13 protein-coding genes and 2 pseudogenes are annotated in these 17411 nt (G+C 69.6%); 6 read left to right on the top strand and 9 right to left on the bottom strand.

Annotated elements, in window-relative coordinates:
- Positions 1–29: 29 nt before the first annotated feature.
- Positions 30–818 carry a DUF6602 domain-containing protein gene (locus JMJ55_RS23230; protein ID WP_202828003.1) on the bottom strand — a complete coding sequence of 263 codons (789 nt, stop codon included), beginning with the start codon at positions 816–818 and terminating at the stop codon, positions 30–32.
- Positions 819–932: 114 nt separating this feature from the next.
- Positions 933–1931: an aspartate-semialdehyde dehydrogenase gene (locus tag JMJ55_RS23225; RefSeq protein WP_202828002.1), complete on the bottom strand. Its 999-nt coding sequence runs from the start codon at positions 1929–1931 to the stop codon at positions 933–935.
- Between the two features lie 151 nt (positions 1932–2082).
- Here JMJ55_RS23225 and JMJ55_RS23220 point away from each other — a divergent pair, with 151 nt between their 5' ends.
- The 3 genes and pseudogenes from JMJ55_RS23220 to JMJ55_RS32105 all read left to right on the top strand — a co-directional run bounded on the left by JMJ55_RS23220 (position 2083) and on the right by JMJ55_RS32105 (position 5573).
- Positions 2083–3648, top strand: coding sequence for a lysine--tRNA ligase (locus tag JMJ55_RS23220; RefSeq protein ID WP_202828001.1), 1566 nt, complete (start codon positions 2083–2085; stop codon positions 3646–3648).
- Positions 3648–4526 (top strand): annotated as a pseudogene (locus tag JMJ55_RS32110) (lysylphosphatidylglycerol synthase domain-containing protein); the annotation flags it as partial. The gene JMJ55_RS23220 and the pseudogene JMJ55_RS32110, both read left to right, overlap by 1 nt.
- 264 nt (positions 4527–4790) lie before the next feature.
- A complete protein-coding gene (locus JMJ55_RS32105) occupies positions 4791–5573 on the top strand; it encodes a phosphatidylglycerol lysyltransferase domain-containing protein (RefSeq protein ID WP_407927555.1) in 783 nt (260 codons plus the stop codon).
- 109 nt (positions 5574–5682) lie between these two features.
- Here JMJ55_RS32105 and JMJ55_RS23210 read toward each other — a convergent pair whose 3' ends face one another.
- A complete protein-coding gene (locus JMJ55_RS23210) occupies positions 5683–6327 on the bottom strand; it encodes a S24 family peptidase (protein ID WP_202827999.1) in 645 nt (214 codons plus the stop codon).
- A 147-nt stretch (positions 6328–6474) separates the two neighbouring features.
- Between JMJ55_RS23210 and JMJ55_RS23205 the strand changes: the two are divergent.
- Positions 6475–7002: pseudogene (locus JMJ55_RS23205) on the top strand (IS1595 family transposase); the annotation flags it as partial.
- Between the two features lie 309 nt (positions 7003–7311).
- Here the strand turns inward: JMJ55_RS23205 and JMJ55_RS23200 are convergent.
- The 5 genes from JMJ55_RS23200 to JMJ55_RS23180 form a co-directional block, all read right to left on the bottom strand.
- Positions 7312–7494: a hypothetical protein gene (locus tag JMJ55_RS23200; protein ID WP_202827997.1), complete on the bottom strand. Its 183-nt coding sequence runs from the start codon at positions 7492–7494 to the stop codon at positions 7312–7314.
- 104 nt (positions 7495–7598) lie between these two features.
- Positions 7599–8588 (bottom strand): Bug family tripartite tricarboxylate transporter substrate binding protein, encoded by a 990-nt coding sequence (locus JMJ55_RS23195; protein ID WP_202827996.1) that lies wholly within the window; start codon positions 8586–8588, stop codon positions 7599–7601.
- A gap of 48 nt (positions 8589–8636) precedes the next feature.
- Positions 8637–9626 carry a Bug family tripartite tricarboxylate transporter substrate binding protein gene (locus JMJ55_RS23190; protein ID WP_202827995.1) on the bottom strand — a complete coding sequence of 330 codons (990 nt, stop codon included), beginning with the start codon at positions 9624–9626 and terminating at the stop codon, positions 8637–8639.
- A complete protein-coding gene (locus tag JMJ55_RS23185; RefSeq protein ID WP_202827994.1) occupies positions 9623–10135 on the bottom strand; it encodes a GAF domain-containing protein in 513 nt (170 codons plus the stop codon). Before JMJ55_RS23185 ends, JMJ55_RS23190 begins: the two co-directional genes overlap by 4 nt.
- Entirely contained in the window at positions 10132–11973 is a 1842-nt protein-coding gene (locus JMJ55_RS23180; protein WP_202827993.1) for a CocE/NonD family hydrolase, read from the bottom strand. The genes JMJ55_RS23185 and JMJ55_RS23180 overlap by 4 nt, the downstream gene beginning before the upstream one ends.
- 146 nt (positions 11974–12119) lie before the next feature.
- Between JMJ55_RS23180 and JMJ55_RS23175 the strand changes: the two genes are divergently transcribed.
- Positions 12120–13052: a LysR family transcriptional regulator gene (locus tag JMJ55_RS23175; RefSeq protein ID WP_202827992.1), complete on the top strand. Its 933-nt coding sequence runs from the start codon at positions 12120–12122 to the stop codon at positions 13050–13052.
- 72 nt (positions 13053–13124) lie between these two features.
- On the opposite strand, the gene putA is transcribed toward JMJ55_RS23175, so the two are convergent.
- Complete coding sequence (gene putA, locus JMJ55_RS23170; protein WP_202827991.1) at positions 13125–16766, bottom strand: trifunctional transcriptional regulator/proline dehydrogenase/L-glutamate gamma-semialdehyde dehydrogenase; 3642 nt, start codon at positions 16764–16766, stop codon at positions 13125–13127.
- Positions 16767–16885: 119 nt separating this feature from the next.
- On the opposite strand from putA, the gene JMJ55_RS23165 reads away from it, so the two are divergent.
- Positions 16886–17347: an Lrp/AsnC ligand binding domain-containing protein gene (locus JMJ55_RS23165; RefSeq protein ID WP_202827990.1), complete on the top strand. Its 462-nt coding sequence runs from the start codon at positions 16886–16888 to the stop codon at positions 17345–17347.
- The last annotated feature ends 64 nt before the right edge of the window (positions 17348–17411 follow it).

Here is a 17411-nt window from a genome sequence, read left to right as displayed (position 1 = left end):
CTTATTACTAAAAATAAGAGCAGCGCAAGCTATTTATGCTTAACTATGTAGTAAGGCAGAATGGCATCAAAGCGCTGTATTTTAGGCATTACGCATGAAATCCACCCTAGCATGTTAACCATAATGCTGTCGCTGGATGGGCACTGCCATCCTTTGCATTTGACCCCATCTGCGCTCAAAAATTGGAAAGCCCCGTTGCCATCGTCGAAATCAATTATTGACCCGCGGTCTAGACAAAACACCGCATCTAAAACTTCTCGGTTTCCAATGCCCTCGCTTGCGCAGTATTCTTGAATGGTTTGAGTTATATACTCTAAAGTTATCTGGGATTCGTAAGCAAAAAGAAAATATGGCCTTTTATCGACAAACCTTTGGATGTCATTTTCGTTTCCAAAAACCTGTGTCCCGTTGGCAATTTTCGGGAAAAGGCGCTTAAATGCTTGGGATTTTTTTAGCACATTTTTGAATTCGCTCGAGGTGAGCACACTTTTTACTTCACCTGCTGCAACAACACCTTCAATAAGGAATGTAGCAGGTTGATCACGAGAGTATATTGCGGGGTGCGCTTCATCTACTATGATTACATCTATTTGGCCCAGGTCTTTTGTTTCACCCACGCAGTGGCCATGCGTGTCTATAATTTCTCCCTCGCCCACGTCTAAATTTCGAGGAAGATGTTCTCTTAGATATTTACGAAAAGATTTTTCAAGTACAGTGTCTTTATTTCCAGCATGTTCTAGGGAAGCGCGAGCTTCTTCGAGGTCGGTTCGTAAGCGAGTTTCGATTGTGCTAATTTTCTTTTTAAGGTCTATTGGCATAATTTCCCCTCTCCTGTTTTGTAGAAAGGACGCAAATTAACGTAAGTTTAATAACAAACTATGTTTCTGACCGGATAGGATTATAGGCGCAGTTACTGTGCGCCTATAACCTGATTATTGCAGCCGCATCCGCTCCGCGATCTGCACCGCGTTGAGCGCCGCGCCCTTCAGGAGCTGGTCGCCGCAGAGGAAGAGGTCGAGGCCGCAATCCCCGAAGACCGGGTTGGCCCGGATGCGGCCGGCCTCGACATCGTCCTGGCCGGTCGCGGTGATCGGCATCGGGTAGAGCTGGGTGGCCGGGTCGTCGACCAGCTTCACCCCTGGCGCCCCGGCCAGCGCCTCGCGCGCCGCCTCGGGCGTCACCGGCCGCTCGGTCTCGATCGTCACCGCCTCGGCATGGACGCGGAAGGTCGGGATGCGGACGGCGGTGCAGGAGATGAGAAGATCGGGCGCGCCCATGATCTTCCGGCTCTCCCAGGCGACCTTCATCTCCTCCCGCGTGTAGCCATTGGGCTGGAAGCTGTCGATCTGCGGGATGACGTTGAAGGCCAGGGGATGGGCAAAGACCTCATGCCCGGCCGGGCCGCCTTCCAGCAGCACCCGGCGCGTCTCCCGCTCCAGCTCCGCCATGCCCTCGGCGCCGGCGCCGCTGGCCGCCTGGTAGGTGGAGACGATGACGCGCTTCAACCCGAAGGCACGCCGCAGCGGCTCCAGCGCCACCACCAGGATGGCGGTGGTGCAATTGGGATTGGCGATGAGGCGGCTGCGGCCGATCGCCGCGGCATTCACCTCCGGCACCACCAGCGGCACGTCCTCCTCCAGCCGGAGGGCGGAGGAATTGTCCACCACCGCGACCCCGGCCGCGGCCAGCGCCCGGGCATGGGCCTTGGCGAAGTCGCCCGAGACGGCGAGCAGGGCGAGATCCAGGCCGCGGGCGGCCTCGAGGCTATAGGCCTCGATCTGGACCTCGCCCCAGGGGGTTTTCTGTTTGGTGCCGGCGCTCCGGGTCGAGGCGAAGAGGCGCAGCTCCGTCACCGGGAAGCGCCGCTTGGCGAGCACCTCCACCAGTTCCTTGCCGACCGCGCCCGTGGCTCCGATCACGCCAACACGCATGACACCCCATTCTCCTGTGCAACATCCGGGCATTAGCCCAGCCGGCCGGGCATTGCCACAATGCCTTTGAGCCCCATGGCGCCGGGCAGCCATGCATCTGAAGCAGCGTCCCGCGTTGACCGCGCCGCTGCCCCCTGCCATCTGCCCTATCATGAACGCCGATCCATCCCTCCGCACCGTCAAGGCCTGGCCCTTCGAGGAGGCTGCCAAGGTCGAGGACCGCCTGAAGGCCTCCGGCAAGGGCGGGGCGCTGTTCGAGACGGGCTACGGCCCCTCCGGCCTGCCGCATATCGGCACCTTCGGGGAGGTGGCGCGCACCACCTGGGTCCGCCGCGCCTTCGAGCGGATGACGGGCCTGCCCGCCCGGCTCATCGCCTTCTCGGACGATATGGACGGGCTCCGGAAGGTGCCGGACAACGTCCCGAACCGGGAGATGCTGGCGGGCTATCTCGGCCGGCCGCTGACCGCCATCCCCGACCCCTTCGGCACGCATGACAGTTTCGGGGAGCACAACAACGCCCGGCTGCAGGCCTTCCTGGATACCTTCGGCTTCGACTACGAATTCGCCTCCTCGACCGACTACTACCGGTCCGGCCGGTTCGACGCGGCCCTGCTGCGGATGGCGGAGCGGCATGAGGAGGTGCGGGGGGTGATCCTGCCGACCCTCGGCCCCGACCGCCGCGCCACCTATTCCCCCTTCCTGCCGATCCATCCCGAGACCGGCATCGTCATGCAGGTGCCGATGGAGGAGGTCCGCCCGGCCGAGGACCTGCTGGTCTGGACCGACCCGGATACCGGCAAGCGCCACGGCACGCGCATCACCGGTGGGCATTGCAAGGCGCAATGGAAGGCCGATTGGGCGCTGCGCTGGTACGCGCTCGGCGTCGATTACGAGATGTCGGGCAAGGACCTGATCGACAGCGTCCGCCTCTCCGGCCAGATCTGCCGCATCCTCGGCGGCCAGCCGCCGGCGGGCTTCACCTATGAGCTCTTCCTCGACGAGCATGGCGGGAAGATCAGCAAGTCCAAGGGCAATGGCCTGACCATCGATGAATGGCTGCGCTACGCCCCGCCCGAGAGCCTGGCGCAGTTCATGTACGGCCAGCCGCAGCGGGCCAAGCGGCTGTTCTTCGACGTCATCCCCCGCGCGGTGGACGACTACCTGACCAATTTGGAAAAGCTGAAGGCGGCACCGGAGGGTACCAACCCCGCCTGGCACATCCATAATGGCAGCAGCAACGATCCCGGCTCGCCCATCGCCTTCGCCATGCTGCTGAACCTCGCCAGCGTGGTGAATGCCGAGGGGCCGGAGATCCTCTGGGGCTTCATCGGCAGATATGCCCCGGGCGTCACCGCCGAGAGCCATCCGATGCTGGCCCGGCTGGCGGGGTATGCCGTCGCCTATTACCGGGACTTCGTCGCGCCGCAGAAGCGCCACCGGGCGCCGAGCGCGGTGGAGCGCGGCGCGCTGGAGGACCTGCTGGCCGCGCTGCGCGCCCTGCCGGCCGAGAGCGATGCCGAGGCGATCCAGACCCTGCTCTACGAGGTCGGCAAGCGGCATGAATTCGCCAATCTGCGCGACTGGTTCTCCTGCCTCTACCAGGTGCTGCTCGGCCAGCAGGAGGGGCCGCGTTTCGGCGGCTTCGTCGCGCTCTACGGCATCCCCGGCACGATCGGGCTGATCGAATCGGCATTGGCGCGCGAGGCGACGGCCTAGTGCCCGGCTTGGTCTCCTCGCTGCGCCGGCACGGGCCGACGGTCTTCGGCCTCGTCCTGCTGGTGGGCGCGCTCTATGTCGTGCAGCGGGAATTCCGCGATCTCTCGGTTGCGGATATCCGCCGCGCCATGGCGGCGCTGCCGGTCTCGGCACTCTGGCTGGCGGGCGGGCTCACCGTGGCGGCCTATATGGTGCTCGCGGTCTATGACAAGCTCGGCTCGGCCTATGCCGGACGGCCGGTTTCCTGGCCAAAATCCCTGCTCGCCTCCTTCTGCGGCTATTCGCTGGCGCACAACCTCGGCTTCGCCGCGGTCTCGGGTGCGGCGGTGCGCTACCGGCTCTATTCCGCCTGGGGGCTGACGCCGCTCGAGATCGCCAAGGTGGTGGGCTTCACCAGCCTCACCTTTGGCCTTGGCGGCATGGCGCTCGGCGGGCTGGTGCTGGTGGTGGAGCCGGAGGTGCTGCCCTGGTTCGGCAGCCACCTGCCGCATTGGGCGCTGCAATTGCTGGCCCTGCCGCTCTGGGGTATCGTCGGCACCTATGTCGTGCTCAGCCGCTTCAAGCGGCATGTGCGCATCCTGAAATACGAGATCGACCTGCCCAGCCCGCGCATGGCGCTGGCCCAGACCATGCTGGCGACGGTCGATGTCGCGGTGACGGCGGCGATCTTCTACGCCCTGCTGCCCGAGGCCGAGGGGCTCACCTTCCTCCGCTTCGTCGGCATCTACCTCGCGGCCTATGCGGTCGGCATCGCGGCCACCGTGCCGGGGGGCCTCGGCGTCTTCGACGGCGCGATCCTGCTCGGGCTCCAGCCCTATATGCCGGCGCCGGAGGTGATCGGCGCGCTGCTGGTCTTCCGGCTGTACTACTACATCGTCCCGCTCTTCATCGCCGGCGGGCTCTTCGTCTCCTTCGAGCTCGGCCAGAGGCGGGCGGTGCTGCAGCGGCTCTCGGCCTTCGGGCAGGGGACCGATGCGCTGGAGGTGCCGGCCATTGCCTCGCTCGTCGCGCTGGCGGGGGCGCTGCTGATCTTCCTCGGCGCGCTGCCGACGCGGGACACCATCGTGGAGGAATGGGCGGGGCATATCGTGGCGCTGGCCTCGCATTTCGCCGCCTCGGTCGTCGGATCGCTGCTGCTGGTCATGGCCTATGGGCTGCTGCGGCGGCTGACCATGGCCTGGGCGCTGACGCTGGTGCTGCTGGTGAACGGCGCCGGCATCGCCTGGGTGCGGGGTGAGGCCTGGTGGCTCTGGGGGCCCTTCCTGCTGCTCGGCCTGCTGGTGGCGGCGCTGCGCACGGCCTTCTACCGCGACAGCCGGCTGGCGCGGGAACCGCTTTCGCCCCAGGCGCTGGTGCCGTTGCTGGCGGTGGCGGCCTGCGGGATCACCCTGGCGCTGGTCGCCTATGGCGGCAAGGTCGCGGATGAGAGCTGGTGGACCGTGGTGGTCTCGCCGCTGGCGCCCGACAGCCTGCGCTTCACGGTCGGCATCACCGGCATCCTGCTGCTGTTCGCCATGGTGAGGCTGCTGCGGCCGGCGCGCTTCCGGCCGCTGGCCTGGGGGGCGGAGACGCGGGCGCGGCTGGCCTCGCTCGGCGCCCTCGCCCCCGCCGAGGCCGATGGCGCGGTGCTGGGCGAGGCGGAGCGGGCCGGCTTCGCCTTCCTCAAGCGGGATGGCGTCTGGCTGGCGCTGGGCGATCCGGCGGGGGACCGGCGGGATGCGATCTCCGCCATCTGGCGCTTCCGCGACCTTTGCGAGCGGGCGGGGGTGGACCCGGCCTTCTGGCGCGTCGGGCCGGACCTGCTGCGGGTCTATGGCGATATCGGCCTGACCGCCGTCTCGCTCGGCGAGGGGCCGCTCTACCTCGCGCTCCGGGCGGAGCGCGACCTGGCGACGCTGCGGGAACTGCTGCCGCGGGAGGGGTAGGGGCTTCTTGGTGCCCTTCCGCGGCTTTGCCGCGGAAGGCTGTGCGAGATCCTGGGTCCTGAGTGAAAACCGGGGCCCCCGCGGCGCCGCGCAGCGGTGTCGTGGGGAGTTACTGGCTGCCCCAGACGATGCGGTGCATCCAATTGATCTCGGCCAGGTCGAAGGCATAGTCGGGATGCGCCGGGTTGAGGCTGCGCAGGTCGATCCGCCGCGCCGATTGCCGCTTCAGCTCCTTCGCCATCACCTCGCCCTTCTGGGTGCGGACCACCACGCGGTCGCCGCGGCGGATCGGCGCGCCGGGTGAGACGATGATGATGTCGCCGTCGCGGAAGACCGGCTCCATGCTCTCGCCGGAGATTTCCAGCGCATAGGCATTGGGGTCACCGACCTCGGGCACCGCGATCTCGTCCCAGCCGCCGCCGACGGGGTAGCCGCCATCGTCGAAATACCCCTCGCCGCCGGCCTGGGCGAGGCCGATGAGCGGGATGCGGCGGCCGGCGCCACTGCGGCTGCGGGGCAGGACAGGCATGCCGGTGATGAGGGCGGCGAATTCGCTCATCCCCGTGCTGGTCGCGGCCAGGACCTTGGCGACGCTTTCGGTGGAGGGCCAGCGAGCCCGGCCATCGGCGCCGATGCGCTTCGACGGGTTGAAGGCAGTGGCGTCCAGCCCGGCCTTGCGGGCGAGGCCGGAGGCGGACAGGCCGTTCTCGGCCGCGAGCGCATCCAGCGCGCGCCAGATCTCCTCATGCGTCACGGCCGTGGCGCCGCGCCAGATATGGGGTAGGTCATGGGCATAACATCCTAGGTATTGGGGCGGGACGCAATAGGCGAATTTTCCTCATTATCCCTTTGGCAAAGGAGAATGAAGGCCTGTGATCCTCGGCATAGGAGCCGAGCCCCAATGTCTGCCGATCTGACCGACGCGATCTACCACGACGAAGCCGCCGCCCGCGCGCACCTTGAGGCGCAGCGCCGGCCGAAAGGCCCCGTCTGCCCGAAGTGCGGGACGGTGGATAACGCGACGCGGCTCTGCGGCGAGGCGCACCGCCCCGGCCTCCTTGAGCGCCGCGCCTGCCGCAGGCAGTTCTCGGTGACGGTCGGGACCGTGTTCGAGCGCAGCCATGTGCCGCTGCACAAGTGGGTGCTGGCGGTGCACCTCCTCGCCTCCAGCAAGAAGGGCATGAGCGCGCACCAGCTCCATCGCATGCTCAAGGTTACCTACAAGACCGCCTGGTTCATGGCGCACCGCATCCGCGAGGCGATGATCGATAAGAACCCGGCACCGCTCGGCGGCGAGGGCAAGGTGCTTGAGGTCGATGAAACCCACCACGACCAAGTTGAGATGCCGCCGGAGCGCAAGAAGGCGCTGAGGAACCGCACCGGCCCCGCCGATCACCGCCCGGTTGTGGCACTGGTGGAGCGTGGCGGCACCCTCTGGACTTACCCATCCTGTACTTCGGAATCTGCTTGAAGCGGTGGTGGTGCGCTGTCGTGCACTTCGTGCGGCCGGGCACGACCAGGAGACCTGCGCGAACTCGCAATCAACCACACGCTGTGGCGGCTGTGACGGGCATTCAGATACCGGCTGTTATGTGTCCGGTCATCCGCGCACAGGCTCCGAGCCACGACCGAGACGCCGACCAGGTAGCGGTCGATCTCGGCCCAGTCGAGTAACCCGGCGATTTCCGCCAGCGACGATGCCGGTTGCGGCTCCGGCCGTGCAATGAGGTCCTCCTGCCTAATCCGTCGCCGCGCCATGGCCGCCTCTCGCCGATGGCGCCATGGAATTAGAGCGCGCGAGCGAGGGCGTGATTTCGCCGGAGGATGTCAGCTCCAGGTCGCGGACGCGCTGCTCGCTGCCGACCGAATAGAGGTTGTTCGCCAGATCCGCGGTCAGCCGGGTAATCGGGACGGCGCTCACCCATCAACATGGGACATCGGGTATAAGGAGCAGCTTCCGGCTGTGCAGTTGTAGCCATGAGCCGTACGAGCGCCCGCTGCGGGCGCCCCCCTGCAGGTCGCCGATCAGTCGATACGCAGACCGTGTTCCCGGATAAAGCGGCCCCAGATTGCGCTATCGCTTTCCACCCTCTGCCGGATGCTGTCCGGGCTACCCTCCATGGCCTCAAGGTCCATCTCGGCGAGCCGACGCTGTACGGCAGCCTCCCCAAGGGCCGAGCGCACGGCCGCGTTAAGGCGCGCCACCGGGCCCGCCGGCATGGCCGCTGGCCCCACCAGGGCGAACCAGCCCGGCATGATGGGCGCATCCACCCCCAGTTCCTGCAAGGTCGGTACGTCGGGTATCTGGGACGTCCGCTGGCGCCGCACCACGGCCAGAGCCGTCACCTGGCCGTCGCGGATCAGCGGCAGCGCCGGGCCGAGCACGCTGGTCATGAGCTCCGTCTCGCCCGACACCACGCTGGTCAGCGCGGGGCCGGATCCGTTGTAGGGCACATGCAGCAGGCGGATGCCGGCGCGGTCTGCCATCATCTCGGTCGACAGATGGGTGGAGTTGCCGATGCCCGCGCTGGCAAAGGTGATCTCGCCGGGCGCCGCCTTGGCCCGCTCGATCAGCTGGCCGAGGTTGGTGATGCCGCTCTTGCGGCTCGCCACCAGCACGAAGGGCGTGTCCACCACCGGCGCGACATAGGTGAAGTCGCGCAGCGGGTCATAGGGCAGGCTGCGGTAGAGGTGCGGGTTGAAGCTCATCATCGAGACGCCTGCCAGCATCAGCGTGGTGCCATCCGCGCGCTGCTGCTTCAGGTAGCTGGTCGCGGTCACCCCGTTGGCGCCGGGCCGATTGTCGACGATCACCGGCTGGCCGAGCGCCCGGCCCATCGACTCCACCAGCAGGCGCGCGACCACGTCGCCGCCCGAGCCGGCCGATTGCGGCACCACCAGCCGGACCGGCTGGTTCGGGAAGTCGCTCTCGCCGCGCGCCTGGCCGGCCCCGAGCGCCGCGAGGTTCAGCGCCAGCAGGGTGGCCGCGCGGCGGCCGAGGAGGGGTCGGGTCATGTCGGTCATTCCAAGGGGGTGAAGGCGGTCGGGAGGGTGCGGGGCGGCTCAATCCGGCGTGGCGCCGGAGGCGCGCACCACCGGTGCCCAGGCGGCCACCTGCTGCCGCACGAAGGCCTGGGCCTCCTCGCGGTAGACCTGGCCCGGCGTGCTGGACATCTCCGCGAGGCGCTGGCGCACGCCAGGCTCCGCCTGCGCCGCCCGCAGCGCCAGGGCGAGCGCGTCGAGGACGGGCGCGGGCGTGCCCGCCGGCGCCGCGAGCCCGGCCCAACCATCGGCGACCACCTGCGGGAAGCCGAGGTCGCGGAAGCTCGGGATGTCCGGGAACAGCGGCGAGCGTTCGGAGGCGGAACTCGCCAGCGGCAACATGCTGCCGCTGCGGATGAAGCTGCTGGTCGCGGTCAGGCTCTCGACGATGCCGGGGATGGTTCCGCTCAACAGGTCGGCGCTGGATTGCGTCAGGCTGCGATAGGGCACGTGCTCCATCGTCACCCCCGCCGCCCGCGCGAGCTGCACGCCCAACAAGTGCGCCACCGAGCCGACGCCGGTGGTGCCAAAGGCGAGGCCGCCTTGCCGCTTCGCCGCCGCCAGCCAGTCCGCCAGGGTGCGGACGGCGCTGCCCGGCTTCACGCAGAGGATCCAGGGCGTCTGCAGGATCATGCCGATATGGGCGAAGTCGCGGTCGGCATCCCAATGGATGCGGTCACGGTAGAGCGTCTGCCCCACCGCCATGCCGCTGATGGTGGAGATGACCAGGGTGTAGCCATCCGCCGGGGCGCGCGCCGCGACGGTGGTGCCGATAGTGGCGCCGGCGCCGGGGCGGTTCTCGACGACGATCGTCTGTCCGAGATGGCGGGACATCGCCTCGGCGAAGACGCGGGCGACGATGTCGGTGGCGCCGCCGGTGCCGAAGGGGACGATGAGGCGGATCGGCCCCTGGCGCGGCCAGCCTGTCTCGGCCGCCTGCAGGCGGGGCGCGGAGAGCAGGGCGAGGCCGGCGGCAAGCAGCGGACGGCGGCCGGTGCGGTGCGGGCTCATGGATTGTCCTCCTGGCCGGTCGCGGTGGCCGCGAGGAAAGCGGGGATGGCCATCTGCACCAGCGCGCGGACCAGCGGCAGCTGGTCCGGCACGTAGTGCCGGGCCTCGTGCAGCAGGTTGACCTGGCCGAGCGCGCGGCCGCGCCAGACCACCGGCATGTTCAGGATGCTCTCGCAGCCCAGGGCGAAGATCGTCTCGTGGTCCGGGAAGTCGCGGCGGATGTCGGCGGCGTCACGGCCGATATAGGGCTGCATGCCCTCCGCCACGCGGCGCTGCGTGGGCGCAGCGGCGAAGGCCTTGCGGCCGCGCGCGGGGTAGAGGTCCGGCCGGCTGCTGTAGAGCCGCTCGGCCACGCCCTCCTCCCAGCGATAGGCCAGCATGGTGAGGAAGCGGTGGCCCACGGCCCGGCCGAGCGCGGCGTCCAGTGCGGCGAAGCTGGCTGACGGCTGCTGCGGGTCGGCGAGCGCGGCGGCCATGGCGGCGAGGTGGTCGAGCACCAGCCCGGTCATCGCCGCGGCCGCAGCGGCAGATCCAGCGCCGAGGCCCGGTCGCCGCCGCGCAGCAGGGTGAGCAGCGGCGGCCGGCCATGCGGCACCTGCACGCAGTGGTCGGCATCCGCTCCGGCGACCGACAGCCGGATGCGGCTGCCCGCGGCGAAGACCCAGGAGGTCGGCAGCAGCGGGATGCGGATGCGCTCGGCCTGGCCCGGCACCAGCGGCGCGGCATCCGCCCGGCGGAAGCTGCGGAACGGCCAGCTGGTGCGGCAGGCTTCCGGCGCCGGGCTTTCCTTGCGGTGCAGCGCGCGCAGCAGCCCCTCGGTCACGTAGCGCACCGTGCCGTCTGCCTCGACTTCCGAAAGATAGGCGAAGAGCGCGGCATCGGGCTCGCTGGCCGCGAGCCACAGCTCGGCGATGGCGTGTCCGGTCAGCTCCATCGCCTCGGGCAGCGGCGTCGAAGTCCAGCCGGCAAGCCGCGCCTGCCGCTCGCTCCAGTCGGCGTAGTAGATGGTGCTGTTGATGCCGGCGATGCGCTCGTAGCGCGTGCCGCTGCCGCTGCCGGCGGCGAAGTCCGCCCGAACCCTGTCCTCGCCCGCGGCGGCAGGCGGCTCGGGCGAGAGCGCATGGCCGGCATCGAGGTGGAGCCGGTGCCGTTCTTCCACGGGCGGCCAGGCGGCGGCGGAGCGCCATTCCTCGGCATGCATGCTGAAGTAGTGGATGCGCGCCTCGGCCGCGAGGCCGGTGTCCTGCCCCAGCAGGTAGTGGTCGAAGAAGCGCAGCACCTCGCCGAGCAGGGCGAATTCCGGCTCGACCCGGTTGCGCCAGGGCGAGACGTTGCAGCGCGCCCCGTGGTCCCAGGGACCGAGGAGCAGGTGCACCGGGTTCTCCCGCAGCGTCAGGAAGCGGGAGATGGCACCGTTGGCGTAGCCCGCGCCGTCCATCCAGCCGGAGACGGCCAGCACCGCCACCTCCGGCTGAATGCCGTCGCGCACCGAATAGGGGCTGAAGGAGGCCGAGCTGAAATCCGGGTCGTAGGGGAGCGGATCCTCGCGGAAGCGGAACTCGCCCATGAAGTCGGGCTGGCGGAAATTCGCCAGGTGCTCGTGCAGGGCCTCGCGCAGCAGCGTCCCGTCCGGATCCTCGTCCACCGGATGCGGCCCGGCGAGGTCGGGATTGGCGTAGTAGACGTAGTTGCGCAGCAGGTCGCGGCGGTCATGGTCCATGGCGACCATCAGCTCGTCATAGCTCCGGGCCAGCTGCTTCAGCAGGATGCCGCCCGGGTAGTAGTTGTCCGCATAGGTGTCCCACACGGCGAAGAGCGGCGCGATGGCCCGCACGGCAGGGTGGCCGGTGCCGGCCAGGAAGTCCGATGCGGCGCCGGGGTAGGAGATGCCGGTCGCGCCGATGCGGCCGTCCGACCAGGGCTGGGCGACGACCCAGTCGGCGATCTCGCGGCTGTCCTCCCGCTCCTTCGGCGAGCGGAAGCTGTCGCGGGTGCCGAAGCTGGCGCCGGTGCCGCGCACATCCACCACCAGCACCGCATAGCCGCGCGGGACGAAGAGGTTGATGAACTTGCCCGCATTCGGCGTGACGTCGCCGGTGCCGCCCGGCCGCAGGCGGAAGCGCCGGTAATAGGGCGTGAGGATCAGGATCGTCGGCACCTGCCCCTCGGCCGGCGCTCCGTCCGGCCCGTGCGGCAGCCAGAGGTCCACGGCGATGCGGCAGCCGTCGCGCATCGTCAGGTAGCGGGATTGCGGGGCGGCGGGCAGGGCGAAGCCGGCCTCGCGCCGCGCCAGGTAGTCGCCCGGCGTCACCTGCCAGGCCGGGCTGTTCCGATCGCTGTCCGACATGCTGCGCCTGGTCCTCCGGCCGGCGCCGGGAGGCTGGCGCGGCTTGCGTGACGAATTCGAGTCCAGTTGAAGGAGGGCGCCATACTGCGTCAAATGCCTTATCTGCGGCATTTCATGCGGTTCCCGCATAAGGTCGGAGGCGGGCATTGCTGAATCCAAGGTCACTCGAGGCGCTGCGTGCCTTCGTCGAGGGCGGCTCAGTGTCGGAGGCGGCGGCACGGCTCGGCCGGACCCAGCCGCAGGTCGGCCGGTTGCTGGCGGCGCTGGAGGCGGAGCTGGGCTTCCCGCTGTTCGACCGCCGCAACCGCCGCCTCGCCCTCACTGCCGAGGGCGCCCGCTTCTACGCCCAGGTGGAGCGGATCCTGGCCGGGCATGCCGGGCTGGAGCGCCTGGCCGGCGACATCCGCGCCGGGCGGCAGGACAGCCATCTCCGCGTGCTGGTCGCGCCGCAGAGCATCGGCGCCCTGCTGGGCGATCCGCTGGCGCGCATGGTCGCGGAGATGCCGGGCTTCACCGCGACGATCGAGACCCGGGTGCGGCTCGACATCGAGAGCTGGCTGGGCCAGGAGGCCTTCGACCTCGGCCTCACCGTGTTGCCGCTGGCGCATCCGGCAGTGGAGGTGGAGGAGTTCTGCCGCGCCGAGGCCGTGGTGGTCATGCGGCAAGGGCATCCGCTGAGCCGGCGGGCCAGCCTGTCCCTGGCCGACCTGGCCGGGCAGGACCTGGTGATGACCCATCCCCGCTCGCTGATCCGCCAGCAGGTGGATCAGCTTTTCCGCGATGCGGGGATGACGCCCCGGGTTCGGTTGGAGACCGGCAGCGGGGCCGTGGCCTGCCAGCTGGCGGCGATGGGGCTGGGCCTCGCCGTGGCCGACCCTTTCGTCGCCTTGTCCAGCGGGGCGGCCGGCCTTGCGATGCGGCGGTTCCGCCCGTCCATCGCCCTGCCCTACGGCCTGCTCTTCCCGGTCTGGCAGCCGAGGTCGCGCACGGTGGCGGCCTTCGCCGCGCTGGTGGCCTCGTCCGGGCGCCGGCAGGTGGCGGCCCTGTCCCGGCGGCTCGGCCGGGTCAGGTCCGGCTGAGCCTGCGGGGCCCGGCGGGCCTGGGTGCCGGTGGGCCTGTGGGTCTCGTCCCGGCCCATGCCATCGGCCGCGTCAGAGACTCATCAGGCTGGCGTTTCCCCCGGCGGCCGCGGTGTTGGTGCTGACGGAGCGCTCCGCCATCAGCATGTCCAGGCGATAGAAGCCGTCCTCTGGCGTGAGGATGGGGCGGATCGGCCCCTCCGCGGCGGCGACGGCCAGCGCCAGGCGGCGCAAGGCGGCCGCCTCACCCTCGAACAGGACGGCCTGGCAACCCTCGATCCCATCGCCCTGGGCGGGCAGAACCCGCCTGGCGAGGGCTGGCGGCAGGTTCCCCGGCAGGGCCTCCACCCGGGCCAGATTGCCTGTGGCGAGGCAGGCCGCGACCTGCAGCATCACGCCATCTTCCGTCGCCGCGCGACACAGCACCGTACCACGGGGATGCAGGGCGTAGAGGTTCCGTTCGCCGACCGGGCCGGGCAGCTCCATCTCCAGCCCCGGCCGTGCGACCATGCCCTGCCGCGTGCAGCGCTCCGCCAGCTCCGTCCTGCCCTGGCCCCGCAGCCATTCGGTGAAAGCCTCCAGCGCCGGGAGCGGCCGGGTGGCGGGCAGCGGCGGCTCGGCCGGCGCGGCGGCGAGGAGGCGGCGCAGGTAGAGCGGCCCGCCCGCCTTTGGCCCGGTGCCGGACAGGCCATGCCCGCCGAAGGGCTGCACCCCCACCACGGCGCCGATAAGGTTGCGGTTGACGTAGATGTTGCCCGCCGCGGCTCCGTCGGTGAGGCGCGCGATGGTCTCGTCGATGCGGGAATGCACGCCGAAGGTCAGGCCGTAGCCGGTGGCGTTGATGTCGCGCATCAGGGCGTCCATCGCCTCGCGCCGGAAGCGCAGGACGTGCAGCACCGGGCCGAACACCTCCCGCTCCAGCTCCGCGACGCCGGCGATCTCGATGATGGTCGGCGCGACGAAGCTGCCGCGGCGGCACGCCTCCGGCAGGGGCAGGGCGTGCACCGGCCGGCCGGCCCTGCGCATGGCCTCCACATGGGCCTGGATGCCCGCCCGGGCGTCCTCCGTGATGACTGGGCCGATATCCGTCTCGAGACGGTCGGGGCGGCCGATGGCGAGTTCCGCCAACGCGCCCCGCAGCATGGCAAGCACGCGGTCCGCCACATCTTCCTGCAGGCAGAGCAGGCGGAGGGCGGAGCAGCGCTGGCCGGCGCTGTCGAAGGCCGAGGCGATGACGTCCGCCACCACCTGCTCCGCCAAGGCGGAGCTGTCCACGACCAGGGCATTCTGCCCGCCCGTCTCGGCGATAAACGGGACGGGTGCGCCCGCGGGGCCGAGGCGATCGGCCAGCTGGCGCTGGATCAGCCGCGCGACGGCGGTGGAGCCGGTGAACATCACGCCCTGGACGCGCGGATCGGCCACCAGGCGGGCGCCCACCCGGCCGTCGCCCGGCAGGAGCTGGAGGATGGCGGGCGGCGCCCCGGCCTCGCGCAGCAGCGCCACGGCGAGGGCGGCGATCAGCGGCACCTCCTCCGCCGGCTTGGCGAGGACGGGGTTGCCCGCCGCCAGCGCGGCCGCCACCTGGCCGGTGAAGATGGCCAGCGGGAAGTTCCAGGGCGAGATGCAGGCGACGGGCCCGAGCGGGCGGTGCTCCGGCCCGAAGCCCCGCGCCTGGGCAGCGTAGTAGCGCAGGAAGTCCACCGCCTCGCGCACCTCGCCGACGGCGTTGGGCAGGGACTTGCCGGCTTCCCGCACGATAGGGCCGAGCAGCGCGTCCAGGCGGGCTTCCATCAGATCGGCCGCGCGCTCCAGCACCGCCGCGCGTTCGGCGAGTGGCGTGGCGGCCCAGCCGGGTGCTGCGGCCTCGGCCTGGGCCAGGGCGGCATCCACGACGGCATCGCCGGCTTCCACCACATGGCCGACCAGGTCGCGGCGGTCGGCGGGGTTGCGGACCTCCCGCGCCTCGCCCTGGGCGGGGCCGTCGCCCAGCAGCGGCTCGGCGCGCAGGAGGGCGGTGCCGCCGCGCAGCGTCGACGCCAGGGCGGCGAGGCGATCCTCGTCCGTCAGGTCCAGCCCCGCCGAGTTCCGGCGCGCATCGCCGAACAGGGCATGCGGCCGGGCGATGCCGTCATGCGGGCGCCCAGGCGGCACGAGGGCCTGCGCCTCCGCCACCGGATCCGCCACCAGAGCTGCCACGGGCACGCCAGGGTCGTTGATGCGGTTGACGAAGGAGGAGTTGGCGCCGTTCTCGAGCAGGCGGCGGACGAGATAGGCCAGCAGGGTCTCATGGGTGCCAACCGGGGCGTAGATCCGGCAGGGACGGTTGAGCCTGTCCGGCCCGACCACCTCCTCGTAGAGCGGCTCGCCCATGCCGTGCAGGCACTGGAACTCATACTGGCCGGGCCGCCATGACGTGGGGCCTGCCATGGCGTGGATGGCCGCGAGGGTGCGCGCATTGTGGGTGGCGAATTGCGGGAAGACCGCATCCGGCGCCGCCAGCAGCCGACGCGCGCAGGCAAGGTAGGAGACGTCGGTGTGGATCTTGCGGGTGAAGACCGGGAAGTCCTCCAACCCGTCGAGCTGGGCGCGCTTGATCTCGCTGTCCCAATAGGCGCCCTTGACCAGCCGCACCATCATCCGCCGCCCCGTGCGGCGGGCAAGGTCGATGACGTCCTCGATCACGAAAGGCGCGCGGCGCTGGTAGGCCTGGATGACGAAGCCGACGCCGTCCCAACCGGCCAGGCGCTTGTCGTCGCAGAGCGCCTCCAGCAGGTCGAGCGAGAGTTCCAGTCGGTCCGCCTCCTCCGCGTCGATGTTGAGGCCGATGTCGTAGCGGCGCGCCAGGACGGCGAGCCCCGCCAGGCGCGGCAGCAATTCTCCCATCACCCGGGCCCGCTGCGCGCGGGCGTAGCGGGGATGCAGGGCGGAGAGCTTGATGGAGATGCCTGGCCCCTCGATGATCCCGCGCCCCGCCGAGGCCTGGCCGATGGCGTGGATGGCGTCCTCGTAGTCGCGCAGATAGCGCGCGGCATCCGCGGCCGTGGTCGCGGCCTCGCCGAGCATGTCGTAGGAGTAGCGGAAGCCCTTGGCCTCCATCGCCCGGCTGCGCGCCAGCGCCTCCTCGATCGTCTGGCCGGTGACGAATTGCTCGCCCATCATGCGCATGGCGAGATCGACGCCGCGGCGGATCACCGGCTCGCCGGCCCGGGCGATGAGGCGGGTGAGCGCCGCGCCCAGCCCCGCCTCGCTGTTGGTCGAGGAGAGCCGGCCGGTCACCACCAGCCCCCAGGTGGCGGCGTTGACGAAGAGCGAGGGCGAATGGCCGAGATGGGCGCGCCAGTCGCCGCCGCCGATCTTGTCGCGGATCAGGGCATCCCGCGTGGCGGTGTCGGGGATGCGCAGCAGCGCCTCGGCCAGGCACATCAGCGCCACGCCCTCCTGGCTGGAGAGGGAGAATTCCTGCACCAACGCCTCCACCCCGCCGCCGCGGCGCTTGGCCCGCAGGGCGGTGACGAGGCGGTGGGCGAGGGCGGTGGCCGCGGCATCCTCCTCCGGGGTCGGCGTGGCGGCGGCCAGCAGCGGGGGCAGGCAGTCCGTCTCCGGCCGGCGATAGGCTGCGGTGACGGCGGCGCGCAGCGGGGCTTGCGGATGCAGGTCCTCGATGACGGCCGCGAAGGGGCACGGCACGGCGTCGGACAGGGTGGCGGTGGTCATGGTCGCGGCAATCCCGGCGGTAACGCGGGAATTCTAGGCGGCCTTTCGCCGAATCAATATGGGATCCTTTGGATCGGCGCCGTAGATTTCTCGGAGTTGGGGCGATTTTGGAAGCAATCATGCAGGAGATTGACCGAACGGACCGGATGATCCTGGCCATCCTCCAGCGCGAGGGACGGATCACCAACCTGGAACTGGCCGACCGCATCGGGCTGTCTCCGGCAGCCACCAGCGAGCGGATGCGGAGGTTGCTCAAGGACAGGTTGATCACCGGCTTCGGGGCCCGCCTGGATCCCCACCGGCTCGGTCTCGGCCTGCTGGTCTTCGTGGAGGTGCTGCTCGACAAGACCACGCCGGATGTCTTTGACCGTTTCGCGGCGGCGGTGAGCCGCGCCCCTGAGGTGCTGGAGTGCCACATGGTGGCTGGCGGATTCGACTACCTGCTGAAGACGCGGGTGCGCGACATGGCTGCCTACCGGGACTTCCTGGGCAAGGTGCTGCTCGCCCTGCCAGGCGTACGGGAAACACGTACCTATGCCGTGATGGAGGAGGTCAAGTCAGAAGCGCCACTCCCCTTGTAGCCGCTTTGCTTCCGGGACCAATCAGACCCGGACAGCCCCTTTTCCTGTGAAATTCAAGCAAAAG

Source organism: Belnapia mucosa, from assembly GCF_016775475.1.
GTDB classification, from domain to species: domain Bacteria; phylum Pseudomonadota; class Alphaproteobacteria; order Acetobacterales; family Acetobacteraceae; genus Belnapia; species Belnapia mucosa.
This window is presented reverse-complemented; position numbering and strand designations above follow the sequence as displayed.